The following is a 20,282-nucleotide window of genomic DNA, read 5'->3' as shown; positions in this document are numbered from 1 at the left end:
ACGCCAATAATCAAACATAAAAAGGAGATGACTATGTTACCAACTTCACTAAAAAAACTGGCATTCATTTTTGCCGGCGCCATGTTATTACAAGGATGTGTTGCCGCAGCTATTGGTGGTGCAGCCGTCGCCGGTGCCACTAAGGTCGCAACGGATCCAAGAACAGTGGGCACCCAAATTGATGATGAAACCTTAGAAGAAAGAGTAAAATCAGCCATCTATAAAGATCAACAAATTAAATCTGAAGCGCGCATTAGTATCACCTCATATAGCGGCCGAATTTTATTAACCGGCCAAGTACCTAATGATAATTTAAGAGAAATCGCGACATCCTTAGCTAAAGGTGTACAAAATGTAAATGATGTTTATAACGAAGTACGCGTTGGCCCCAAAGTAAACTTTTCTCAAATCAGTAAAGATGCTTGGATTACGAGTCAAATCAAATCCAAAATGCTCGTAGATTCCAAAGTCAAAACTAGTGACGTGAAAGTTATCACCGAAAATAATGAAGTCTTCTTATTGGGTAACGTCACTCATGACCAAGGCAATGCTGCGGCAGAAGTTGCCCGCAATGTCTCCGGCGTGACTAAAGTAGTGAAAGTCTTTAATTACTTGAATTAATGCCTGAAAAGTGCGGTCAAAAATGACCACACTTTTTCAACCAAACATGACTCAAACTAAAAGGGTTAAACATCTACGTTCAACCCTTTTTATATTATTCCGCCTCTCGCTCATGATCTTTTTTCAACATTTCTTCTTCGTTTAATTTCAATAAACGAGCAATCGCATTGCGATAAGAAATTTCGAGAGTTTCACGACTGGTGGCAATTACGCCTTGATCGACCAAGAAACCATCATTCACGTCATAAACCCAACCATGCAAAGACAATTTCTTGCCGTTTTTCCACGCATTTTTCACAATGGATGTGCGTCCCAAATTATATACCTGCTCCGCCACATTTAATTTAGTCAACATATCGGCACGGCGTTCCGGTGAAAGATTGCCAAGCAAATGACCATGTTTGAACCAAATATCTCGGATATGCAATAACCAGTTATTAATTAAACCCAAATCTTTATCATTCATTGCAGCATGAATACCGCCACAATTTGTATGGCCACAAATAATGATGTGTTCAATATTCAGCACATCCACAGCATATTGCACCACAGAGAGGCAGTTAAAGTCCGTATGAATCACTTGGTTAGCCACGTTACGATGAACAAATAATTCTCCCGGCTCCAAGTTCGTCAATTTCTCTGCCGGCACACGACTATCTGAGCAACCAATCCATAAATAATGCGGCTGTTGATGCTCGGCCAATTCTTGAAAGTAAGTAGAGTTTTCCTCTTTCATTTGCGTTGCCCACGCATAATTGTTGGCAAACAAGGTTTCTATTTTTTTCATTGCTAATCCTCTTTCCTCAAAAATCAAAAGGTGCTCAGTATAGCCCAATTATTTTTTCGATAAAATTTCTTTTTATTATCCCCTCTTCTTCTATTCATGATTTAATTGTGCCCAAAATTTATGAAAAATGTGTAAGAAACCTCTAGCCACTTCGTCTAATAAATACAAAGGAATCGGCATTACACTCTTTTCAAGTTACTAAGGAGACCTTATGAAAAAATCAAAATTAGTCCTGATATTGACCGCACTTTTATCCTGTGCGGCAATCCCGACAAGTGTTATGGCAGAAAATCACGTTCAACCAACCATGGAGAAAAGCAATATGCCTGAAGCAACAAAAGATCTTCACGAGATTTATTTAGCCGGTGGCTGTTTCTGGGGCATTGAGGCTTACATGGAACGTATTTATGGCGTGGAAGATGCCGTGTCCGGCTATGCTAACGGTAAAGGTGACAAAACCAGTTATCAAATGATCGGGATTACGGATCACGCAGAAACGGTAAAAGTGACCTATGATCGCAATAAAATTTCGCTAGATAAGTTACTGAAATATTATTTTCAAGTGATTGATCCGACCAGTGTAAACAAACAAGGCAACGACCGTGGCAGACAATATCGCACAGGCATTTATTATCAAGATGCCGCAGATAAGCCACTGATTGAGAAAGAAATTGCCACTCTGCAAGAAAAATACAAAAATAAAATTCAAATTGAAGTGGAACCGTTACGCAATTACGTGTTAGCGGAAGACTACCATCAGGATTATTTAAAGAAAAATCCGAATGGCTATTGCCACATCGATTTGGAACAAGCCAATAATGTCATTATTGACGAAAAAGACTACCCAAAACCAAGCGATGCGGAACTCAAAGCAAAATTAACCCCATTGCAATATAGCGTGACGCAAAACAAAAATACCGAACATTCTTTCAGCAATGAATATTGGGATAACTTCAAACCGGGTATTTATGTGGATGTCACCACCGGCGAACCGTTGTTTTCCTCGAAAGATAAATTTGAGTCCGGTTGCGGTTGGCCGAGTTTCACCAAACCGATTGCCAAAGAGGTGGTGACCTATCAAGACGATCACAGCTTTAATATGCTCAGAACGGAAGTTATCAGCCGTAGCGGAAAAGCCCATTTAGGTCATGTGTTTGACGATGGTCCGAAAGATAAAGGCGGTTTGCGCTATTGCATTAACAGCGCCTCCATCAAATTCATTCCATTAGAAGACATGGCAAAGGAAAACTATGGCTACCTGATTAATGCGGTGAAGGAGTAAAAAATGTTTGATCAGCAATTATTAATCGGCACGGTTTTCCTTGCCGGGCTTGCCTCCTTTTTGTCGCCTTGTATCTTCCCCATTATTCCCATTTATTTTGGTATTTTGGCAAAAGGCGGTAGAAAGATTCTGAACACCTTTTTGTTCATTGCAGGCTTGTCCTTAACCTTTGTGAGCCTTGGATTTAGCTTCGGTTTTCTCGGCAATTTGTTCTTTAATGACAACGTCAGAATCATTGCCGGCATTATCGTCATTATTTTAGGGATTCACCAATTAGGTATTATCAAGTTGAATTTCTTAGAAAGAACCAAAGTGGTAGAAGTAAAAACCGAAGGCAAAAGTGCCTCCTTTGAAGCCTTCTTCTTAGGGCTGACATTTAGTCTTGGTTGGACACCTTGTATCGGCCCGATTTTGGCTTCCGTGTTGGCACTTTCCGGTGACGAAGGATCTGCATTATATGGCGCAGGAATGATGTTGGTTTATGTACTCGGTTTGGCTACCCCGTTTGTGCTGTTCTCTTTATTTTCCCAAGAACTGCTCAAACGCAGCAAAGCACTGAATAAACACTTGGGTAAATTCAAAATTGTCGGTGGAGTATTAATTATCGTCATGGGCGTTTTACTCATCACCAATAACTTACAATAAAAGGAAATATTAACGATGAAAAAAATTATTGCATTATTCTTACTCGCATTCAGCTTAAATAGCGTTGCTGAAGGAGAAAACACATTGAAAGACGTTCAATTTAAAGACTTAAATAATAACGTGGTCACGCTCGATCAAGTGACCACCAAAGGCAAACCGGTTTACGTCAAAACTTGGGCGTCTTGGTGCCCGATTTGTCTTGCCGGTTTAGCAGAAATTAACGAACTTAGTGCCGATCAAAATAAAAACTTTGATGTGATCACCATCGTTTCTCCGGGAGCCAAAGGCGAAAAGGAAACCCAAGATTTCATTGAGTGGTACAAAGGGTTGGATTACAAAAACATCATTGTATTGCTTGATGAAAGCGGCGAAGTCATTAAACGCGGAAAAGTACGCGGTTATCCGTCCAGTTTAATATTGGATGCCAATTTCACCCTTCAAAAAACTTTACCGGGGCATTTAGGCACGGCGCAAATTAAACAATTAATGGAAAATTAAATTCACTCACCATGAAAAAAGTGCGGTGAAAATCCACCGCACTTTTTTATTCTCTTGTTATCGTAAATTTCATTTAAGCTTGGTTAAACCAGGCTACGTAATCAAATTGATCGTAATATTTTTTGCCGTTCCAACCAGAGAATGCGAATAAATCGCCCACCTGATCATCTTGCTCAAAACCACGAATATAAAACGCCGATTTCAAGTGCGGATAAGGTTTATGGGTAAACACCACTTTATTTTTAAAGGGTAAGCGATCAAAGGCTTCAAGCTCTTCTTCAATCATACCTTGAGGGCTGTCTTTATCCGTCATCATGATAAATAAATTATCCAAATTGACACGTTTTAAACGGTTTTCCCATTTTTCTTGAGCTTCCTGCTCGCTGCGGTAATGCATAAAATGAATGGGAATGTCGTCCAACCAACCAATGGGATACGCTTTATCACTCGGCTTAAATACTAAGGTTTGCTGATGATAATGGGACATATTTTGCAAGTAACAAATAAAATCCCGCGGTTTAATAAATAAATTCACAAAAGGCGAATTAAACGGCTCGTTTAAATCGTGCAAAATGAACGCACCAACACAATTACTCGACAGCACAGACATCCCGTGATTTTGTAATCGTTCTCTTAATTCGCGATTAATAGATCGTCTGTGATATTTATTGATTGCACTTCTGATTTTTGAAAATAAAAACATGATGAATTCTCTAACAATAAAAAAGTGCGGTAAATTTCTACCGCACTTTTAACTTAAACTAATATCCTTTTTGATACACCAATTCCGCCAATTTCACACCAAGCAACGCAATATCAAAGCGTTGCTCATCGGCAACCAACCAAAATTGTATGCCGTTTTCGAGTGCAGTTAAGCCGCCAATATGTAATTTAGATTCTTCACCGGCTTCCGTTTCGCCACTTGTGACCGGTGTCAATGCAGAGGCCTCACGATAATCCACAAGCTTATTAGCTTGCCATGCTTGAAGCTGTGCTTGCGCATCAAATTCATACTCTGAACGCAACGTCACCATTTGCGCCATGCCATAAAATACCGGTACTTGCACTTGATGGAAAATCACATTCGATAATTGAGGAAAAATTTTCTCTACTTGCGCAGTAAGACTTGCCGTTGATTTCGGAGACGGGAACACATCAAACGCCAAGCGTTGTTGTTCTTCGTCTAACGGGATACCGTTTAACAACTGCGCCGTTTGCCCAGCCAGTTTATTCACGGTATCACTATCGATATAAGATGCCGGTAATAAGGAGGTGACCAACACCTGAGAAAGCGTATTTTCGCGGGCAAATTGTGACACAGAGAAAACAAATTGAGTGACTTGCGGATCTGGTAACGAAACAATGTTACGTTGTAATACAACTAACTGTTCATCATTAATATTTGGCACAATCAACGGCACATCATTTAACGAGGCACACACACCTTTCAAATCAATCACGACACAACCCGCTTGCGCCGCTTTAGCCATATGCGCGGCATGCGTTACATCGCCGGCAAAGAAAACATAATTGAAATCTGACCATTCCGTTTCGTCTAACGGAAGTTGTTCAACACTTTTATTATTAAACCGAACGCCTTGTTCTTCACTGAAAGGGAAAAGTTCAACGACGGACAATTTCTCAATATCTAAACAACTCTGCTCTAACGCCTCTGCCAACTTCTCGCATAAATCAAATTCCGCGACAAGGGCGACATTTAAACTTGTACTCATTTTTTTCTCCGCAGTAAAATAAACGGGCTACATTTTACTGAATTATCATGAGGAAATACAATGACACCGGCGATTGACTTACTGAAAAAACACAAGGTGCCTTTCACGTTACATCACTACGATCACGATCCTGACAATACGCATTTTGGCGATGAAGCCGCTGAAAAATTAGGCATCAATCCCGACCAATCTTTCAAAACCTTATTAGTGGCAGAAAACGGTGATCAGAAAAAGCTCGCCTGTTTCGTCTTACCGACCAGCCACATGTTAAGTTTGAAAAAAGCCGCGAAAGCCCTCGGTGTAAAAAAAGTAGAGATGGCAGACAAAGACGCCGCCCAAAAAAGTACAGGCTATCTGGTAGGTGGCATCAGTCCATTAGGTCAAAAGAAACGGGTAAGCACGGTCATTGAACATTCCGCCTTAAACTTTGATCACATTTATGTTTCCGGCGGCAAACGCGGCCTAAGCGTGGAGCTCGCTCCGCAAGATCTAGCAAAGATCTTAAATGCGCAATTTGTGGACATTGTGGATGAAGGATAAAAGTGCGGTCGATTTTCAGCACGTTTTTATTATTTAACCCCAAGCCTCTCCCCTCGCTCAAAAATGAGGGGAAATATTTTTTAATGTTTCCCCCAAAAAATTGTCCTAAAATATCACCGTACTTTTACAGCACTAACTGCTTGTTATGAAATTGTTGCAACGTACAACGATGCCCGACACTGAGAATAATCATGTTTGGGAAACGGCTGCGGATAATTTTATACAGCAATGCTTCCGTCGGTTCGTCCAGTGCCGATGTGGTTTCGTCTAAAAAAATCACATCCGGTTTCATCAAAATAATGCGGATAAACGCCACTCGTTGCAATTCTCCCGGTGAAAGAACTGCTTGCCAATCATTCACCTCATTTAAAGACGGAATGTATTTGCTCAAACGGCACTGCTCCATTGCCAACTCCAATTCGCCACGTTTGGGCTCAATATTCGGGTAACAAATCGCTTCGCGTAACGTGCCTTGCGGCATATACGGGCGTTGTGGCAAAAACAGACTGTTGCTACACGGACGCTCTACCCGACCTTCCGTATCAAACGGATAAATCCCCGCAATAGCTTTGAGTAACGAGGTTTTTCCTGCACCTGACGGGCCTTGAATAAGCAAGGCATCGCCATTTTGCAAATCCACGTTCAGATCCTTCAATAAGACTTTTCCGTTTCCATCTTTAATGCCGAAATGATGTAACGATACCTTATTAGCACACTCCACCGGTTGATGAATTTCAGTCCCCTCCAATTCATCTAATTTCGTAAAGAAACCATATAAACGGTTGAGGCGCGCTTGATACAAGGTGAATTCTTCATAGAACAAACGAAAAAAAGACAACGCACGCATAAGACGATTGAAGGCTTGCACCGTTTGGTGCATATCGCCTAATTTCACCAGCCCGGCAAAGAAACGTGGCGCTTGCAACATGAGTGGCAGAATCATGGCAATTTGCGTCACGCCGGTATTAAATCCATCCAATCCCAACATGCGGCGCACAATCACCCAGCGATTGTGAATAATAGCGTGAAATTTCGCTTGTAAATTTGACCGCTCTTTTGCTTCACCACCGTAAAACGCAATACTTTCTGCGTTATCACGGACGCGAATCAGAGAATAGCGGTAATCTCCATTTAATCGTTCTTTATCAAAATTCAATTTAATCAACGGATGCCCAATCCAAACAGAAAGGGCGGTGGCAACGATAATAAAAATATAAATAAAGAACACCACGCCTTTCGGAATGGAAACGCCAAGCAACATCAATATTCCTGACAACCCCCACAGAATAATCGTAAATTCAATAGTGGACATTACGGAATTAATCAAGCCTTGCAACATAGTAACCGTGCCACTAATAAATTCGCGGGCATCTTGTTCGATACGTTGATCGATGTTATCCGGCAATTCTTTTTCGTATTTCAGACGATAATACGTTTTATGGCGCAACCAACGCATCACCATTTCATTATTCAGTTTTTCTAACCAACGAATTTCAAACAGCTGGCGTACAAAATAATTAATAATAGAATGCACGATTTTGAACATCACCAACAACGCATTCAAACTGGCAAAGAACCAGAACGCATCAGGCTTTTGTTCTTGTAATGAGGTATAAAGCCCATTATAGAAAAAAGAATTCAGCACGCTGATGCGTACTTCCAGCAAAATCAACGTCAGCAATAATAAAAGCAAACCGATGATTTTGTATGCCGAAGAGGTGTGCACACAGGGCTGTGTAATCAGCCAAAAGCGTTGCCCGAAGTCTGTTCGTTTAAGCGCCAATGCCAATACTGCCAACACCGCCGACACGCCCAAAAGTGCGGTCAAAATCCAAGATAAACTATTATTAACTTCTGTTTGCCAATCCATTTGAATATCCAAAAAGAAAGGGCGTTAAACGCCCTTTAGGGATGAATGTATTTAATTAGAATTCCACTTTGGTATTAAAGATAAACTCACGTCCATAACCCAACGCCACAGGAATCAGCGTGTTTGTTGCATTGCCTGAAGTAGATGGGAAGTAGGTTTTATCCGTTAAGTTTTTACCGTTAAGTTGGAATGACACTTTCTTACCGGAGATTTTGGTATCGTAGGCAATGAAGGCGTCATACACCACGGCATGTGGAATTTTATACGATTTCGCGTAGTTATTGGTATAAGCATACCAAGAACCTAAATAGCGTGCACCACTGCCAACACGGATATTACCGAAATCAAATTCCCCCACATTGTAAGCCAAGAATAAAGAAGCTTGATGTTTCGGTACGCCGGAAAGCTGTTGATTCACTGCCTCTGGGTATCTTGCATTTTCTAGGGATTTCACTTTCGTGTAAGTATAGTTCGCGGCGGCACTCAAGCGTTCGGTAAGTTGGCCATTTAAATCAAATTCAACACCACGAGAGCGTTGTTTACCAACAATGTTTAACTCCGCATTGGCGCCGCTGCCTACCGTTTCTGCCACATTGCGTTTATTAATATTAAATAAAGACACCATGGCGTTAAAATCGGCATTTTCATACTTCACCCCCATTTCAATGGATTTACCTTGTTCCGGTTTCAAATCCCCGTTCACGGGGGTGACAACGCTCATTTGCGGACGGAAAGATTCCGAGTAATTAGCAAAAGTGGCAAGATCAGGTGTAAATTTATACACTGCCCCTAACTGATAAAGTAACTTACCAGCGTGCTGATCCGTATTACCGGTCTTCGTTAAGCTTTGTCCTTTTGACAGATCACAATTCGCCGCATTTAAGCAATGGCGACCGGCAAATTGGTCAAAATATTCATAACGCAAACCGCCGGTAACAATAACGCTATCCGTTAAATAGGCTGTATCCTGAACATAAACGCCAAGGGTTTTTAGATGGTTATATTGATAGGCATTGCCGTTGCCGTTTTTCTTCTGTGCCACCGGATTGGTATAGTTTGGATGATCAATGCTAAGGTCAGAATCCATGATGCCTTGGTTATAAATCGGACCAATCTCACGAATATTACGCATCGCGTCCACACCGACCACAAAACGGTTGGCAATATTACCGATACCGAATTCACCGACAATATTTAAGGTTCCGCTATGCACGCGTTGATCGCCTTGTTGTTGCTCAATGGCACGGCGCACATGACGTGCTTTTAATTCCGGAGAGGTAATCACACCTTTTTTATTTTTAACCGCAGGAATCGCTGTGTCTGCAACATTGATATTTGAAATACGCGCTTGATGATAGAAATATTCATAACGGGCATAGTTATAACCGGCGTTTAACTTCCAGTTATCGTTAAGTTTATGCTCAACTTTAAAATCAATGTTATCGGTTTTTGCCGTGGTTTCATTATTCGGCTCATCTAAACGGCGGGAGACCGGAATATTCGGCAGAGAATTTGTCGCCGTTAATAAATTCGTCCCACGATCAAATGGCTCAAGAATATCTTTATGTTCATACGCCACTAAGACTTTGGTAGCGTCATTTTCCCAAGAAAGAGAAGGCGCGTAAGTGGTGTTTTTAACTTTGCCGAAATTACGCCAATAATTTTTTTCTTGTTTGTCATAAATAAAACGATAAGCAAAGCCGTTACCTAAGCCGCCGGTAAAATCCACTTGTGTTCCCCACAAACTATGATTTCCCAATGTGCCACCAACCACATATTTCGGTGTTTGATGTGGTTTTTTCGTCACAATATTAACGACACCGCCTGGATCTTGAATACCATAAAGCACAGAGGCTGGGCCTTTTAAAACTTCAACGGTTTCCGTGGTAGCACTAAAGTTTTTGGCTGGGCCGGCCTGCAAGCCGTTACGCATAATTGAGTTATCACGATTGCCGCCAAAACCGCGTTTTTGAATGGAATCAAACATGCCGCCTAGGGTATTGGCTTGACTAACGCCACTCACATTGTAAAGCGCATCAATTAAGGATTCAGGTTTGCGATCTTTTAATAATTGGGTGGAAAGAATATTCACCGTGTTCGGTGTATCCAATACAGGCACTTCAGCTTTTGAGACCACAGACGTCCCGGTGGTTTGATAACCGTTTTGCTTAATGCCGGTATCTTCCACATTAATTTGTTCAAGATTTTCTGTTTTATTTTCCGCATAAGCTGACATGGATACCGCCGTTAAAAGTGCGGTGGAAATCACGCTTAATTTAAATTTCATAACATTACCTTTTCGAGTTAAAAAACGGCGGCATTATAGCTGAAAAGTTTTAGCTGAAAAAGAGAATTATTCTCTTTTGAAAAATCATTAAAACATGTTAAAAAACCACCGCACTTTAGATAAAAAAGCCTGTTACAACAGTAACAGGCAGTGTCTTATTTCAATTTTTCTAAGCGTGCTAACAATACTTCGTCCGGCAAACGCTGAATTTTTCGAAGACGATAAATTAATAAAATGGCGGCTAAGGTTAAACTCACGATAAAGGCAATCCAAAACCCTTTTGCTGCAATGCCACCGGTAATGATCACATCAGTGCGCGCCAAAGTGTAACCCAGTGGCATGCCGACCACCCAGTAGCAAAATAGCGTGATGTACAAAATGGCCTTCGTGTCTTTATACCCACGCAACACGCCTCCAATAATCACTTGCACCGTGTCAGAAAATTGGTATAAGGCGGCAATTAATAATAATGTGCCTGCCATGGCAATCACATCAATGTCTTTCACAAAAATAGCTGCGATATGCTCGCGCAAAATCACCGTTAAAAAGGCAGTCACGATCGCAACCGATAATCCCACAGCCAAGGCGGAATAGGCCACCAATTTTGCCCCATGCGGTGATTTTTCGCCTAACCGTTGCCCTACGAGGATCGTGGTTGCCATGCCAATCGACATCGGCAACATAAAGATAAACGAACTGGTGTTTAATGCAATTTGATGGCTTGCCACCACATGCGCGCCAAGCGGCGATAGAAGCAAAGACGTTAATGCGAATAGCGCCACTTCACAGCACAGCGCCACTGCAATGGGAAAACCCAGTTTTAACAATTTCAGTAAGGTTGTCGGATTTGGGCGTTCCAAAATATGCTCAAATACCTTGAGATCCCGCTGATTCTTCGCGCGAATACAATAAACCACCATGAAAAAGCACATCATCCAGTTCACGATTGCCGTGGCAATACCACAGCCTACGGCACCGAATGCCGGCACACCGAACTTGCCGTAAATAAACATATAGTTCAGCGGAATATTGAGCATTAAACCGAGGAACGTAATCACCATGGCAGGCTTGGTTTTGGCAATGCCGTCATTTAAACAACGAAAATTCACCATCAACAAATAGCCAGGCAAGCCCCAAACCATGGCGTGTAAATAGCCACTTGTGATCTCCGCCAAACGAGGTTCCATCTCCATGTTTTGTAAGACAACATCACTGTGATAAATCAATAAACCGAGCGGAATGCAGCTAAAGAACACAATCCAGATGCCTTGACGTACCTGATGAGCAATCCGTTTACGCTGACCGGAGCCATTCAAATAGGAAATGGTCGGCGGCAAGGCAAGTAGCAAACCGTGCCCGAATAACACCAACGGCAACCAAATGGAGGCACCCACGGAAATGGCGGCCATGTCCGCTGCACTCACGCGTCCTGCCATGATAGTATCCACCATGCCCATGGAATTTTGCGCAATTTGTGCAAGTAAAATCGGTATGGCGATAGCAATTAATTTTTTGGCTTCAATATGATATTCTTTGACGAAGTTTACATTCATAAATAAATAGATGTCGAGGTCATTATGTTTACAGGCATTGTGCAAGGTACGGCACAAATTAAGGCTATTACAGAAGGGACTAATTTTAGAACACACGTGGTGGAAATGCCACAAGAAATGCTGAAAGGATTACAAATCGGTGCGTCTGTTGCGCACAACGGCGTGTGTTTAACTGTCACGGAAATCAAAGGCAATTTGGTGAGTTTCGACTTAATGCAAGAAACCTTGAAAATCACTAATTTGGGCGAGTTAAAGATCGGCGATTTTGTGAATATCGAGCGCGCCATGCAAATGGGTACAGAAATCGGTGGACATATTTTATCCGGCCATGTGTATTGCACCGCAGACATCATTGAACGCATTCCGTCCGAAAACAACCTGCAAATTTGGTTCCAACTGCCGAATAAAACCATGATGAAATATGTGTTAACCAAAGGCTTTATTGCCGTGGATGGCATTAGTTTAACCATCGGTGAAGTCCGTGAACAAAGCTTCTGCGTGAATCTCATTCCGGAAACAATTCATCGTACATTGATCGACAAGAAAGACATCGGTAACAAAGTCAATATTGAAATCGATCCGCAAACGCAAGCTATTGTGGATACGGTGGAACGTTATTTGGCGCAGAAAGAAGCCTAAAAGTGCGGTGGTTTTTAGTGGCGTTTTTTCATCAGAATTTATTGGCTAAAACGCCCGTTTTGCTTTAGAATCAGCCATCAAATTTTTCAACGAGATTATTATGTCAATTACATTATCAACCAAACAAAAACAATATTTAAAAAGCCTCGCCCACCATTTAAGCCCGGTCGTCATGCTCGGTGGCAATGGTTTAACGGAAGGCGTGTTGGCGGAAATTGATTTGTCGCTCAATCATCACGAATTGATTAAAGTGAAAATCAACGGTTCTGATCGCGAAACCAAACAATTGATTATTAATGCTATCGTGCGTGAAACCGGTGCTGCGGAAGTACAAACTATCGGTCATGTATTAGTGTTGTATCGCCCAAGTGAAGACAATAAAATTCAGCTTCCGCGCAAATAGGACAAAACGCAAACATGAAAAAAGGCAGTTATTTAACTGCCTTTTTTGTTATTGATAAAGAAGAAAATTACACATACTCTACTTCAATAATTTCAAATTCAACCGCACCGCCCGGCGTAGCAATATTGACGACATCGTCCACTTCTTTACCCACCAAACCGCGTGCAATCGGCGAATTCACAGAAATCAACCCGTTTTTAATGTCAGCTTCATCATCGCCCACAATACGATAAGTCACTTCTTCATCTGTATTAGTATTAAACAACACCACGGTTGCACCAAAGATCACTTTACCGTTATTAGGAATTTTGGTGACATCAATGACTTGGCTGTTACCAAGTTTACCTTCGATTTCTTGGATACGCCCTTCACAGAAACCTTGTTGTTCACGCGCTGCATGATATTCCGCATTCTCTTTTAAGTCGCCATGTTCACGTGCTTCTGCAATGGCTTTGATAATTTCCGGGCGACGTTCATTCTTCAAATAATCCAGTTCTTCGCGCAATAATTGCGCGCCACGAACGGTCATTGGAATTTGTTGCATTCTTCTTTTCCCTAAATTTAAACAAAAGAAAAACCGTGGAATCCCAGGGATTCCACAGCATAAATTAATCCGTTATAGAGGGAGAAAAGCATTTACTCCCGCGTATTCGCGTACTATTATTGTTCGCCTGAAAAAAAATAGCAACCTCAAGTCTAAATTATGTGTCAGTTTTACTCATTTCGTATGTTCAAAAAAATCTGTTTTCTCCTTGGCTTAACAGCAACCACTTCGACTTTTGCCAATGTTGATGTAAACAATTACCTCGACAAACTACCAGAGGGTGCAAATTTGGCTTTTATCGCCAAAAACATTAATCAAAATAAGATTGTCGCCGACTATCAAGGGCAAACCTTCATGTTACCCGCCAGTACACAAAAAGTGTTCACCGCGTTGGCGGCAAAATTAGCGCTCGGCGATTCATTTCAATTTCAGACCGCACTTTTAACCAACGGAAAAGTGCAAAATGGTCAACTCAACGGCGACTTAATCGTACGTTTCACAGGAGACCCTGATCTCACCAGCGGCCAATTATTCAACTTATTCGCAGAATTAAAAAAACAAAACATCAATAAAATCACCGGCAATCTTATCTTGGATACCTCTGTGTTTACCGGCCATGATCGCGGTTTAGGTTGGATTTGGAACGATCTGACCATGTGTTTTAATTCTCCACCTGCGGCGGTAAACATTGATAATAACTGTTTCTATGTGGATATTGATGCGAACCTACCGGAAGGACAACAAGTCAAATTTAACGTGCCGTCACAGTATCCTATTCAAGTGTTTGGACAGGTTTATGTGGCAGGTAAAGAGGAAGCCGGCTATTGCCAATTAGATGCGGTGGTACACGACAATAACCGCTATCAAGTGAAAGGCTGTTTGGCACGCCAAGCCAAGCCTTTCGGGTTGAGTTTTGCCGTACAAGACCCTGATGCTTACGCTGCGGCAATTATTCAACGTCAGCTAAAACACCTGAACATTGAATTTAACGGTCAAGTGCAACAACCCTATCGTCAGCAACAAGGACAGGTTTTAGCACAACATCTTTCGAAACCGTTGCCAGAACTCATCAAGAAAATGATGAAAAAATCCGATAACCAAATTGCCGATGCCTTATTCCGTACTATCGCTTATCATAAATACAAGCGCCCTGCATCCTTCCAATTGGGAACATTAGCCATGAAAAGCCTGTTATCGCAGGTAGGCATTAAATTCGGTAACAGCATTATTGCTGACGGTTCCGGGCTTTCCCGCCATAATTTGGTCGCACCACAAACCATGTTGCAGGTGTTGGACTACATCGCTAAAAATGAAGACAAATTACATTTGCTAGACACCTTCCCGATTGCCGGTGTTGATGGCACATTGAGCGGACGCGGTTCTTTAATCAATCCGCCGTTAATAAAAAATGTGATAGCCAAAACCGGGGCATTAAAAGGCGTATATAACTTGGCAGGCTACCTCACCAACGCACGTGGTGAAAAAGTGGCGTTCGTACAATTCATCAATGGATATTCTACGGGCGATTTAGAAAGTAAAACCAAACGAGCTCCGTTAGTGCAATTTGAAAGCGGCGTGTATAACGCGCTCTATCAAGATTAATGTAACCGACTAAAACTAAAAAAAGTGCAGTGGATTTTTCAAACGTTTTAAAACGCCTCTAAAATCCACCGCACTTTTAATTTAATTGAGCGACCGACGAATCCGTCGCAAGATTATTTATTAATCAAACTCAAAAATTCTTTACGGGTTTCGCGATCTTCTAAGAACACACCACCAAACGCAGAAGTGACGGTATAACTGTTTGCATCTTTAATGCCACGACATTTCACACAGAAATGGGTCGCTTTCACATACACAGCAACATCCTCTGTTTCTAAAATCGTTTGGAATGCCAATAAAATTTGCTCTGTTAAACGCTCTTGTACTTGAGGGCGTTGAGCAAAAAAAGACACTACGCGATTAATTTTAGATAAACCGATGACCCATTTTTTCGGGTAATAGGCCACAGAAACCTTACCATCGATGGTCACGAAATGATGCTCACATGTACTGGTTAATGTGACATCATTCACTAGCACCATTTCGCTAACTTTCATACGGTTAGTAATATTAGTAATCTTAGGAAAATTAGCGTAATCCAAGCCACTGAAGATTTCATCTACAAACATTTTTGCAAGACGTGACGGGGTTTCTTCAATGCTGTCGTCATTTAAATCTAAACCGATTAAACGCAAAACTTCGCGCATGTGTTGTTCGATTTTTGTGCGGCGTGCATATTTTGTTTCATTCAACACCGCCATCGGTGTTTCAATTCCTTTCTGAACCAGTGCCGTGCGGACTTTCTCTGCTTCAGGTGAAATATCGTTCATTTACTGCTCCCAATAAAAATAATGTCGCATTTTAACAAAATCACCGACAATAATAAAATGAAGATAATGACTAGCCACCATGAAAAGTTTTATTTAAAACCCATTTCAACCCGTTCTCTTACAAGTATTTTTTGAAACATCCAAAAGCCCGAGTATAATGACCGCACTTTTTTATTCTTACAAGGATTCCGTATGTTGCCGCTATCCCAAGCACTTGAACAAATGTTAAATCAACTTCCTTCACCAACAGGTATGGAAGTGCTGCCGATACATCAAGCCACTCAACGAATTTGTGCTGAAAATGTCATTTCTCCGATTAACGTGCCTTCTTTCGATAATTCCGCCATGGACGGTTATGCCGTACGGTTGGCGGATTTACAACAATCCATGACACTCTCTGTTGCCGGGAAAGCCTTTGCCGGTGCACCTTTTGAGGGAGAATGGACGGCACAAAGTGCGGTCAGAATTATGACCGGTGCGATGATTCCACAAGGCGCTGATGCGGTGGTGATGCAAGAAGAGGTTCAAGTGAACGATGATGGCTCAGTAACGTTTACTAGCCTGCCTAAATTGGGTCAAAACATTCGCCGTATTGGTGAAGATGTGAAACTGGGCGATGTGGTATTACAACAAGGCGCATTATTAAACGCGGTCTCCTTGCCTTTGCTCGCCTCTCTCGGCATTGAAAAAGTGGCTGTGTTTCCACGTTTAAAAGTGGCCGTGCTTTCTACCGGCGATGAGCTGGTTCCGGTCGGTCAACCGTTACAAGCCGGTCAAATTTATGATACGAACCGTTTCACCGTAAAACTGTTGTTAGAAAAACTCAATTGCGACGTATTGGATTTCGGCATTTTACCGGATAACGAAGCACAATTTGAAAAAGCCTTTTTGGAAGCCCAACAACAAGCGGATTTAGTGATCACCAGTGGCGGCGTGTCTGTGGGCGAAGCGGATTTCACCAAACATATTTTAGAAAAAGTCGGCAAAATCAATTTCTGGAAAATCGCCATTAAACCGGGCAAACCTTTTGCTTTTGGTAAATTAGAAAAAGCCTGGTTCTGTGGCTTGCCAGGCAATCCGGTATCAGCCTTAGTGACCTTCTATCAATTAGTACAACCGGCTATCGCCAAATTGAGCGGTTACAGTCAATGGAAAGCCCCAATGCGTTTACCGGCCATTGCGGCGAGCAATCTGAAAAAAGCACCGGGACGCTTAGACTTCCAACGGGGTTTCTATCAACTCAATGCACAAGGTCAAATTGAAGTACAACCGGTAGGCTTCCAAGGCTCACATTTGTTTAGCTCCTTTGTGAAAAGCAACTGTTTTATCGTGTTAGAACAAGAGCGTGGCAACGTTGTTGCAGGCGAAACTGTCACCATCGAACCGTTTAACGATTTATTACGCTAATACATTGAGTTTGCTATGGAATTAAGCCATCAGGAAGAATTGCGTTACAACCGTCAAATCGTGTTGAAGGACATTGATTTTGACGGGCAGGAAACGCTAAAGAATACAAAAATGCTGATTGTCGGTCTCGGCGGATTAGGTTGTGCTGCCAGCCAATATTTGGCCGTTGCCGGTGTGGGACATTTAACTTTACTCGATTTCGACACCGTGGATTTATCCAATTTACAACGCCAAGTCTTACATGATGACAGTCGCCTTGGGATGCCAAAAGTGGAATCGGCGAAACTCTCCCTGCAACGTTTAAATCCACATATTGAGGTCAATGCAATCCATCAACTATTGGATGAGCAACAACTTCACGACTTGGTTGGAAAATTTGATGTGGTGTTGGATTGCACTGACAATGTCACCACTCGCAATCAATTAGATTTAGCTTGTGCCGCCCATAAAATCCCACTCATTTCCGGTGCGGCAATTCGTATGGAAGGACAGGTTTCCGTTTTCACTTATGAAGACAACACGCCAACCTATCACACCCTCAGCCGCTTATTCGGCGACAACGCGTTAAGCTGTGTAGAAGCCGGTGTGTTGGCACCGATTGTCGGCTTAGTTGGTTCTATTCAAGCCTTGGAAGCCATCAAAGTGCGGTTAAAAATCGGCAAGAATTTATGTGGCAGATTGTTGTTGATTGATGGAATGACCATGTCGGTGAGAGAAGTTAAATTGCCGAATAGCAGCATGTAAATCACTGCAATAGGCTACAAATAAGCAACGGCACGCATTCTCTGACACGTGCCGTTTCAAAAATCAAAAATTATTATTTTTCATTAACCTATTTTAAAACGCCCGCTTCCTCATTTTAAAAATAACCTTTAAAATCCACCGCACTTTTATCTCTCTATTTAAATCATAAGCAATCCATTATCTTAAAAAACGGCGCCTAATGCGCCGTTTATTTTAACAACGAAAGTCTTTTTATCTCTCATTGTGCATTTCAAGATTAGAAGAATCCTTTTCGCGTTTTTTCTTTGCCGCATCATTACGTTGCTCAGCAATATTATCTAAATAGGCTTCTGTAATATCGCCGGTAACATAACAGCCGGTAAACACCGAGCAATCAAATGCTTGAATAGCCGGATTTTCTTGTTGTACGGAACCGGTTAAATCCGCTAAGTCTTGGAACACTAATTTATCAACACCAATCAGTTTGGCGATTTCATCGGTATTACGTTTATAGGCGATTAATTCGCTGCGTGTTGGCATATCGATGCCATACACATTCGGATAGCGAATTTCTGGTGCGGCGGAAGCAAAATACACTTTTTTCGCGCCGGCTGCGCGAGCCATCTCCACAATTTGTTCAGAGGTGGTTCCCCGCACGATGGAATCATCCACCAACAAGACATTTTTGCCTTTAAACTCTGCGGCAATGGTATTTAATTTACGGCGAACCGAACTGACGCGCTGCGCTTGTCCCGGCATAATGAATGTGCGACCGACATAACGGTTTTTGACAAAGCCTTGGCGATAAGGTTTGTTTAATACGTTGGCAATGCGCAATGCAATATCATTTGAGGTTTCCGGCACAGGGATCACGACATCAATGTCGATATCTTGCCATTCACGAGCAATTTTTTCGCCTAAACGTTGCCCCATATGCACGCGGGCGGCATACACGGAAACACCATCAATGCAAGAATCCGGACGGGCAAAATAGACATATTCAAAAATACACGGCGTTAACACAGGATTGTCAGCACATTGTTGTGCATACAACTCACCATTGAACGTAATAAAAATGGCTTCTCCCGGCACCACATCACGCACAAACTCAAATCCCACAACATCTAACGCCACGCTTTCCGAAGCGAACATATACTCAGTTTTGCCATGCTCTTCACGTTTACCTAACACCAAAGGACGAATACCATGGGGATCACGAAACGCCACCATGCCATGGTCAATGATCATCGCAATACAGGCATACGCGCCACGAATATCTTCATGGGTTTGTTTCACTGCATTAAAAATATCTTGCGGTGTTAACGCGTATTTTTGCGGTTGATCCAAATGGTATGCCAAAATATTCAGTAAAAGTTCCGAATCAGAATTCGTATTGACGTGACGGCGTGCAAGATTAAATAATTTCTCTTTTAATTCCAATGAATTGGTCAAATTTCCGTTATGTACCAAGGTTAAGCCATAAGGCGAGTTTACATAAAACGGCTGTGCTTCAGAAACGCTGGAACTTCCTGCTGTCGGATAGCGTACATGACCGATACCGGTATTGCCCGCCAAGCGCAACATATGCACTTGTTGAAACACATCACTCACCAGGCCGTTTGCCTTACGCAAACGAAAGCGATTTTCGTCATCAATGGTGACAATGCCCGCCGCATCCTGCCCACGATGTTGTAATACCGTTAAGGCATCATAAATGGCTTGATTTACCGGGGTTTGGCTGACAATACCGACAATACCGCACATACACGTTGTTCCTCTACTGATTCTGCGTTGAAGTTGGGGTTGGATTTGAAGCCGGTGTAGTTACTTGCTCCAAATTCAAGGTTGAATTTAAAAAACTGGAATTGGCTTGTATCTGTTGGAAGAACCAATCCACCACAAAACGAAAGTGCGGTATTAATTTTGACTCTTTCCACCAATCACTTTGATTTGATGCGGTGAATGTATCCAAGAAAAATAACATCGCCGCCACAATCAGAACACCGCGTAATAACCCGAAACAAGCACCGAGTACACGATCTGTTCCACTTAAACCTGTGCGATCCACTAACTGACCTAACACATAATTCACGATACTGCCGACAATCAACGAGGCAATAAATAAGATCGCAATGGCGACACCGTTACGAATATACAAGGATTCAATGGAGGTTAATAACCCCGCCAGATACACATAAAAATTACTTGCAATAAAAAATGCCACAACCCAACTGGCTAATGACATCACTTCGCGGACGAAACCGCGCAATAAGCTGACAAGAACGGAAAAAACAATAATGCCGATAATAATATAATCAATCATCAAATCATCTCTAAAGTGTTGAAAACGACACTTCTATTTGCAACTGGCGGTATTC

General features: G+C 42.0%; 20 protein-coding genes. 10 read left to right on the top strand and 10 right to left on the bottom strand.

What is annotated here, in order from left to right; all coding sequences use genetic code 11:
* The first annotated feature begins 33 nt into the window (after positions 1 to 33).
* Complete coding sequence (gene dolP / locus ACO5E4_RS02280; protein WP_314953508.1) at positions 34 to 621, top strand: division/outer membrane stress-associated lipid-binding lipoprotein; 588 nt, start codon at positions 34 to 36, stop codon at positions 619 to 621.
* Positions 622 to 715: 94 nt separating this feature from the next.
* Here dolP and can read toward each other — a convergent pair whose 3' ends face one another.
* Positions 716 to 1,408 carry a carbonate dehydratase gene (gene can / locus ACO5E4_RS02275; RefSeq protein WP_032997846.1) on the bottom strand — a complete coding sequence of 231 codons (693 nt, stop codon included), beginning with the start codon at positions 1,406 to 1,408 and terminating at the stop codon, positions 716 to 718.
* A gap of 211 nt (positions 1,409 to 1,619) precedes the next feature.
* Between can and msrB the strand changes: the two genes are divergently transcribed.
* From msrB to ACO5E4_RS02260, 3 genes are read left to right on the top strand one after another with little or no spacing between them, the layout of a single operon-like run.
* Complete coding sequence (msrB, locus tag ACO5E4_RS02270) at positions 1,620 to 2,690, top strand: peptide-methionine (R)-S-oxide reductase MsrB (RefSeq protein ID WP_485861935.1); 1,071 nt, start codon at positions 1,620 to 1,622, stop codon at positions 2,688 to 2,690.
* 3 nt (positions 2,691 to 2,693) lie between these two features.
* Positions 2,694 to 3,335, top strand: coding sequence for a cytochrome c biogenesis protein CcdA (locus ACO5E4_RS02265; protein ID WP_448758280.1), 642 nt, complete (start codon positions 2,694 to 2,696; stop codon positions 3,333 to 3,335).
* A gap of 15 nt (positions 3,336 to 3,350) precedes the next feature.
* Positions 3,351 to 3,833, top strand: a complete 483-nt coding sequence (locus tag ACO5E4_RS02260) for a redoxin family protein (protein ID WP_485861934.1) — start codon at positions 3,351 to 3,353, stop codon at positions 3,831 to 3,833.
* A gap of 73 nt (positions 3,834 to 3,906) precedes the next feature.
* Here the strand turns inward: ACO5E4_RS02260 and ACO5E4_RS02255 are convergent, their stop codons facing one another.
* Together ACO5E4_RS02255 and ACO5E4_RS02250 are read right to left on the bottom strand one after the other, a co-directional pair.
* Positions 3,907 to 4,536 carry a DUF1919 domain-containing protein gene (locus tag ACO5E4_RS02255; RefSeq protein ID WP_485861933.1) on the bottom strand — a complete coding sequence of 210 codons (630 nt, stop codon included), beginning with the start codon at positions 4,534 to 4,536 and terminating at the stop codon, positions 3,907 to 3,909.
* Positions 4,537 to 4,594: 58 nt separating this feature from the next.
* Complete coding sequence (locus ACO5E4_RS02250) at positions 4,595 to 5,566, bottom strand: oxidoreductase (RefSeq protein WP_485861932.1); 972 nt, start codon at positions 5,564 to 5,566, stop codon at positions 4,595 to 4,597.
* A 60-nt stretch (positions 5,567 to 5,626) separates the two neighbouring features.
* Here ACO5E4_RS02250 and ybaK point away from each other — a divergent pair, with 60 nt between their 5' ends.
* Entirely contained in the window at positions 5,627 to 6,106 is a 480-nt protein-coding gene (ybaK, locus tag ACO5E4_RS02245; protein ID WP_442539023.1) for a Cys-tRNA(Pro) deacylase, read from the top strand.
* 124 nt (positions 6,107 to 6,230) lie between these two features.
* Here ybaK and ACO5E4_RS02240 read toward each other — a convergent pair whose 3' ends face one another.
* The 3 genes from ACO5E4_RS02240 to ACO5E4_RS02230 form a co-directional block, all read right to left on the bottom strand.
* Positions 6,231 to 7,976, bottom strand: a complete 1,746-nt coding sequence (locus ACO5E4_RS02240; protein ID WP_485861931.1) for an ABC transporter ATP-binding protein/permease — start codon at positions 7,974 to 7,976, stop codon at positions 6,231 to 6,233.
* 55 nt (positions 7,977 to 8,031) lie between these two features.
* Entirely contained in the window at positions 8,032 to 10,263 is a 2,232-nt protein-coding gene (locus ACO5E4_RS02235) for a TonB-dependent siderophore receptor (RefSeq protein WP_485861930.1), read from the bottom strand.
* 155 nt (positions 10,264 to 10,418) lie between these two features.
* A complete protein-coding gene (locus ACO5E4_RS02230; protein ID WP_485861929.1) occupies positions 10,419 to 11,816 on the bottom strand; it encodes an MATE family efflux transporter in 1,398 nt (465 codons plus the stop codon).
* A 24-nt stretch (positions 11,817 to 11,840) separates the two neighbouring features.
* Between ACO5E4_RS02230 and ACO5E4_RS02225 the strand changes: the two genes are divergently transcribed.
* Both ACO5E4_RS02225 and yhbY read left to right on the top strand, forming a co-directional pair.
* Positions 11,841 to 12,455, top strand: coding sequence for a riboflavin synthase subunit alpha (locus ACO5E4_RS02225; RefSeq protein WP_485861928.1), 615 nt, complete (start codon positions 11,841 to 11,843; stop codon positions 12,453 to 12,455).
* A 100-nt stretch (positions 12,456 to 12,555) separates the two neighbouring features.
* Positions 12,556 to 12,858: a ribosome assembly RNA-binding protein YhbY gene (gene yhbY, locus ACO5E4_RS02220; protein ID WP_485861927.1), complete on the top strand. Its 303-nt coding sequence runs from the start codon at positions 12,556 to 12,558 to the stop codon at positions 12,856 to 12,858.
* Between the two features lie 67 nt (positions 12,859 to 12,925).
* Here yhbY and greA read toward each other — a convergent pair whose 3' ends face one another.
* Positions 12,926 to 13,402 carry a transcription elongation factor GreA gene (gene greA, locus ACO5E4_RS02215; protein ID WP_109127911.1) on the bottom strand — a complete coding sequence of 159 codons (477 nt, stop codon included), beginning with the start codon at positions 13,400 to 13,402 and terminating at the stop codon, positions 12,926 to 12,928.
* 183 nt (positions 13,403 to 13,585) lie between these two features.
* Between greA and dacB the strand changes: the two genes are divergently transcribed.
* Positions 13,586 to 15,004, top strand: coding sequence for a serine-type D-Ala-D-Ala carboxypeptidase (dacB, locus tag ACO5E4_RS02210; RefSeq protein WP_485861926.1), 1,419 nt, complete (start codon positions 13,586 to 13,588; stop codon positions 15,002 to 15,004).
* Positions 15,005 to 15,117: 113 nt separating this feature from the next.
* Here the strand turns inward: dacB and folE are convergent, their stop codons facing one another.
* Positions 15,118 to 15,774 (bottom strand): GTP cyclohydrolase I FolE, encoded by a 657-nt coding sequence (folE, locus tag ACO5E4_RS02205; RefSeq protein ID WP_485861925.1) that lies wholly within the window; start codon positions 15,772 to 15,774, stop codon positions 15,118 to 15,120.
* A 192-nt stretch (positions 15,775 to 15,966) separates the two neighbouring features.
* Here folE and moeA point away from each other — a divergent pair, with 192 nt between their 5' ends.
* A complete protein-coding gene (gene moeA / locus ACO5E4_RS02200; RefSeq protein WP_485861924.1) occupies positions 15,967 to 17,181 on the top strand; it encodes a molybdopterin molybdotransferase MoeA in 1,215 nt (404 codons plus the stop codon).
* 15 nt (positions 17,182 to 17,196) lie between these two features.
* On the top strand, positions 17,197 to 17,925 hold the full coding sequence (gene moeB / locus ACO5E4_RS02195) for a molybdopterin-synthase adenylyltransferase MoeB (protein WP_485861923.1): 729 nt from the start codon (positions 17,197 to 17,199) through the stop codon (positions 17,923 to 17,925).
* A gap of 231 nt (positions 17,926 to 18,156) precedes the next feature.
* Here the strand turns inward: moeB and purF are convergent, their stop codons facing one another.
* Together purF and ACO5E4_RS02185 are read right to left on the bottom strand one after the other, a co-directional pair.
* Complete coding sequence (gene purF / locus ACO5E4_RS02190; RefSeq protein ID WP_485861922.1) at positions 18,157 to 19,668, bottom strand: amidophosphoribosyltransferase; 1,512 nt, start codon at positions 19,666 to 19,668, stop codon at positions 18,157 to 18,159.
* 13 nt (positions 19,669 to 19,681) lie between these two features.
* Positions 19,682 to 20,227 (bottom strand): CvpA family protein, encoded by a 546-nt coding sequence (locus tag ACO5E4_RS02185; RefSeq protein WP_454901641.1) that lies wholly within the window; start codon positions 20,225 to 20,227, stop codon positions 19,682 to 19,684.
* Positions 20,228 to 20,282 lie beyond the last annotated feature (55 nt).

The sequence above is a fragment of the Aggregatibacter sp. genome (genome assembly GCF_057314075.1).
The sequence above is the reverse complement of the archived record's forward strand: the minus strand, read 5'-3'. Positions and strand labels throughout refer to the sequence as shown.

Bases quoted from the DNA above. Each gene is read 5' to 3' on its own strand.
- msrB (WP_485861935.1), top strand. From the start codon at position 1,620: ATGAAAAAATCAAAATTAGTCCTGATATTGACCGCACTTTTATCCTGT.
- moeA (WP_485861924.1), top strand. From the start codon at position 15,967: ATGTTGCCGCTATCCCAAGCACTTGAACAAATGTTAAATCAACTTCCT.
- ACO5E4_RS02230 (WP_485861929.1), bottom strand. From the start codon at position 11,816: ATGAATGTAAACTTCGTCAAAGAATATCATATTGAAGCCAAAAAATTA.
- yhbY (WP_485861927.1), top strand. From the start codon at position 12,556: ATGTCAATTACATTATCAACCAAACAAAAACAATATTTAAAAAGCCTC.
- can (WP_032997846.1), bottom strand. From the start codon at position 1,408: ATGAAAAAAATAGAAACCTTGTTTGCCAACAATTATGCGTGGGCAACG.
- ACO5E4_RS02260 (WP_485861934.1), top strand. From the start codon at position 3,351: ATGAAAAAAATTATTGCATTATTCTTACTCGCATTCAGCTTAAATAGC.
- purF (WP_485861922.1), bottom strand. From the start codon at position 19,668: ATGTGCGGTATTGTCGGTATTGTCAGCCAAACCCCGGTAAATCAAGCC.
- moeB (WP_485861923.1), top strand. From the start codon at position 17,197: ATGGAATTAAGCCATCAGGAAGAATTGCGTTACAACCGTCAAATCGTG.
- ACO5E4_RS02250 (WP_485861932.1), bottom strand. From the start codon at position 5,566: ATGAGTACAAGTTTAAATGTCGCCCTTGTCGCGGAATTTGATTTATGC.
- ybaK (WP_442539023.1), top strand. From the start codon at position 5,627: ATGACACCGGCGATTGACTTACTGAAAAAACACAAGGTGCCTTTCACG.
- ACO5E4_RS02255 (WP_485861933.1), bottom strand. From the start codon at position 4,536: ATGTTTTTATTTTCAAAAATCAGAAGTGCAATCAATAAATATCACAGA.
- ACO5E4_RS02235 (WP_485861930.1), bottom strand. From the start codon at position 10,263: ATGAAATTTAAATTAAGCGTGATTTCCACCGCACTTTTAACGGCGGTA.
- ACO5E4_RS02225 (WP_485861928.1), top strand. From the start codon at position 11,841: ATGTTTACAGGCATTGTGCAAGGTACGGCACAAATTAAGGCTATTACA.
- greA (WP_109127911.1), bottom strand. From the start codon at position 13,402: ATGCAACAAATTCCAATGACCGTTCGTGGCGCGCAATTATTGCGCGAA.
- dolP (WP_314953508.1), top strand. From the start codon at position 34: ATGTTACCAACTTCACTAAAAAAACTGGCATTCATTTTTGCCGGCGCC.
- dacB (WP_485861926.1), top strand. From the start codon at position 13,586: ATGTTCAAAAAAATCTGTTTTCTCCTTGGCTTAACAGCAACCACTTCG.
- folE (WP_485861925.1), bottom strand. From the start codon at position 15,774: ATGAACGATATTTCACCTGAAGCAGAGAAAGTCCGCACGGCACTGGTT.
- ACO5E4_RS02240 (WP_485861931.1), bottom strand. From the start codon at position 7,976: ATGGATTGGCAAACAGAAGTTAATAATAGTTTATCTTGGATTTTGACC.
- ACO5E4_RS02265 (WP_448758280.1), top strand. From the start codon at position 2,694: ATGTTTGATCAGCAATTATTAATCGGCACGGTTTTCCTTGCCGGGCTT.
- ACO5E4_RS02185 (WP_454901641.1), bottom strand. From the start codon at position 20,227: ATGATTGATTATATTATTATCGGCATTATTGTTTTTTCCGTTCTTGTC.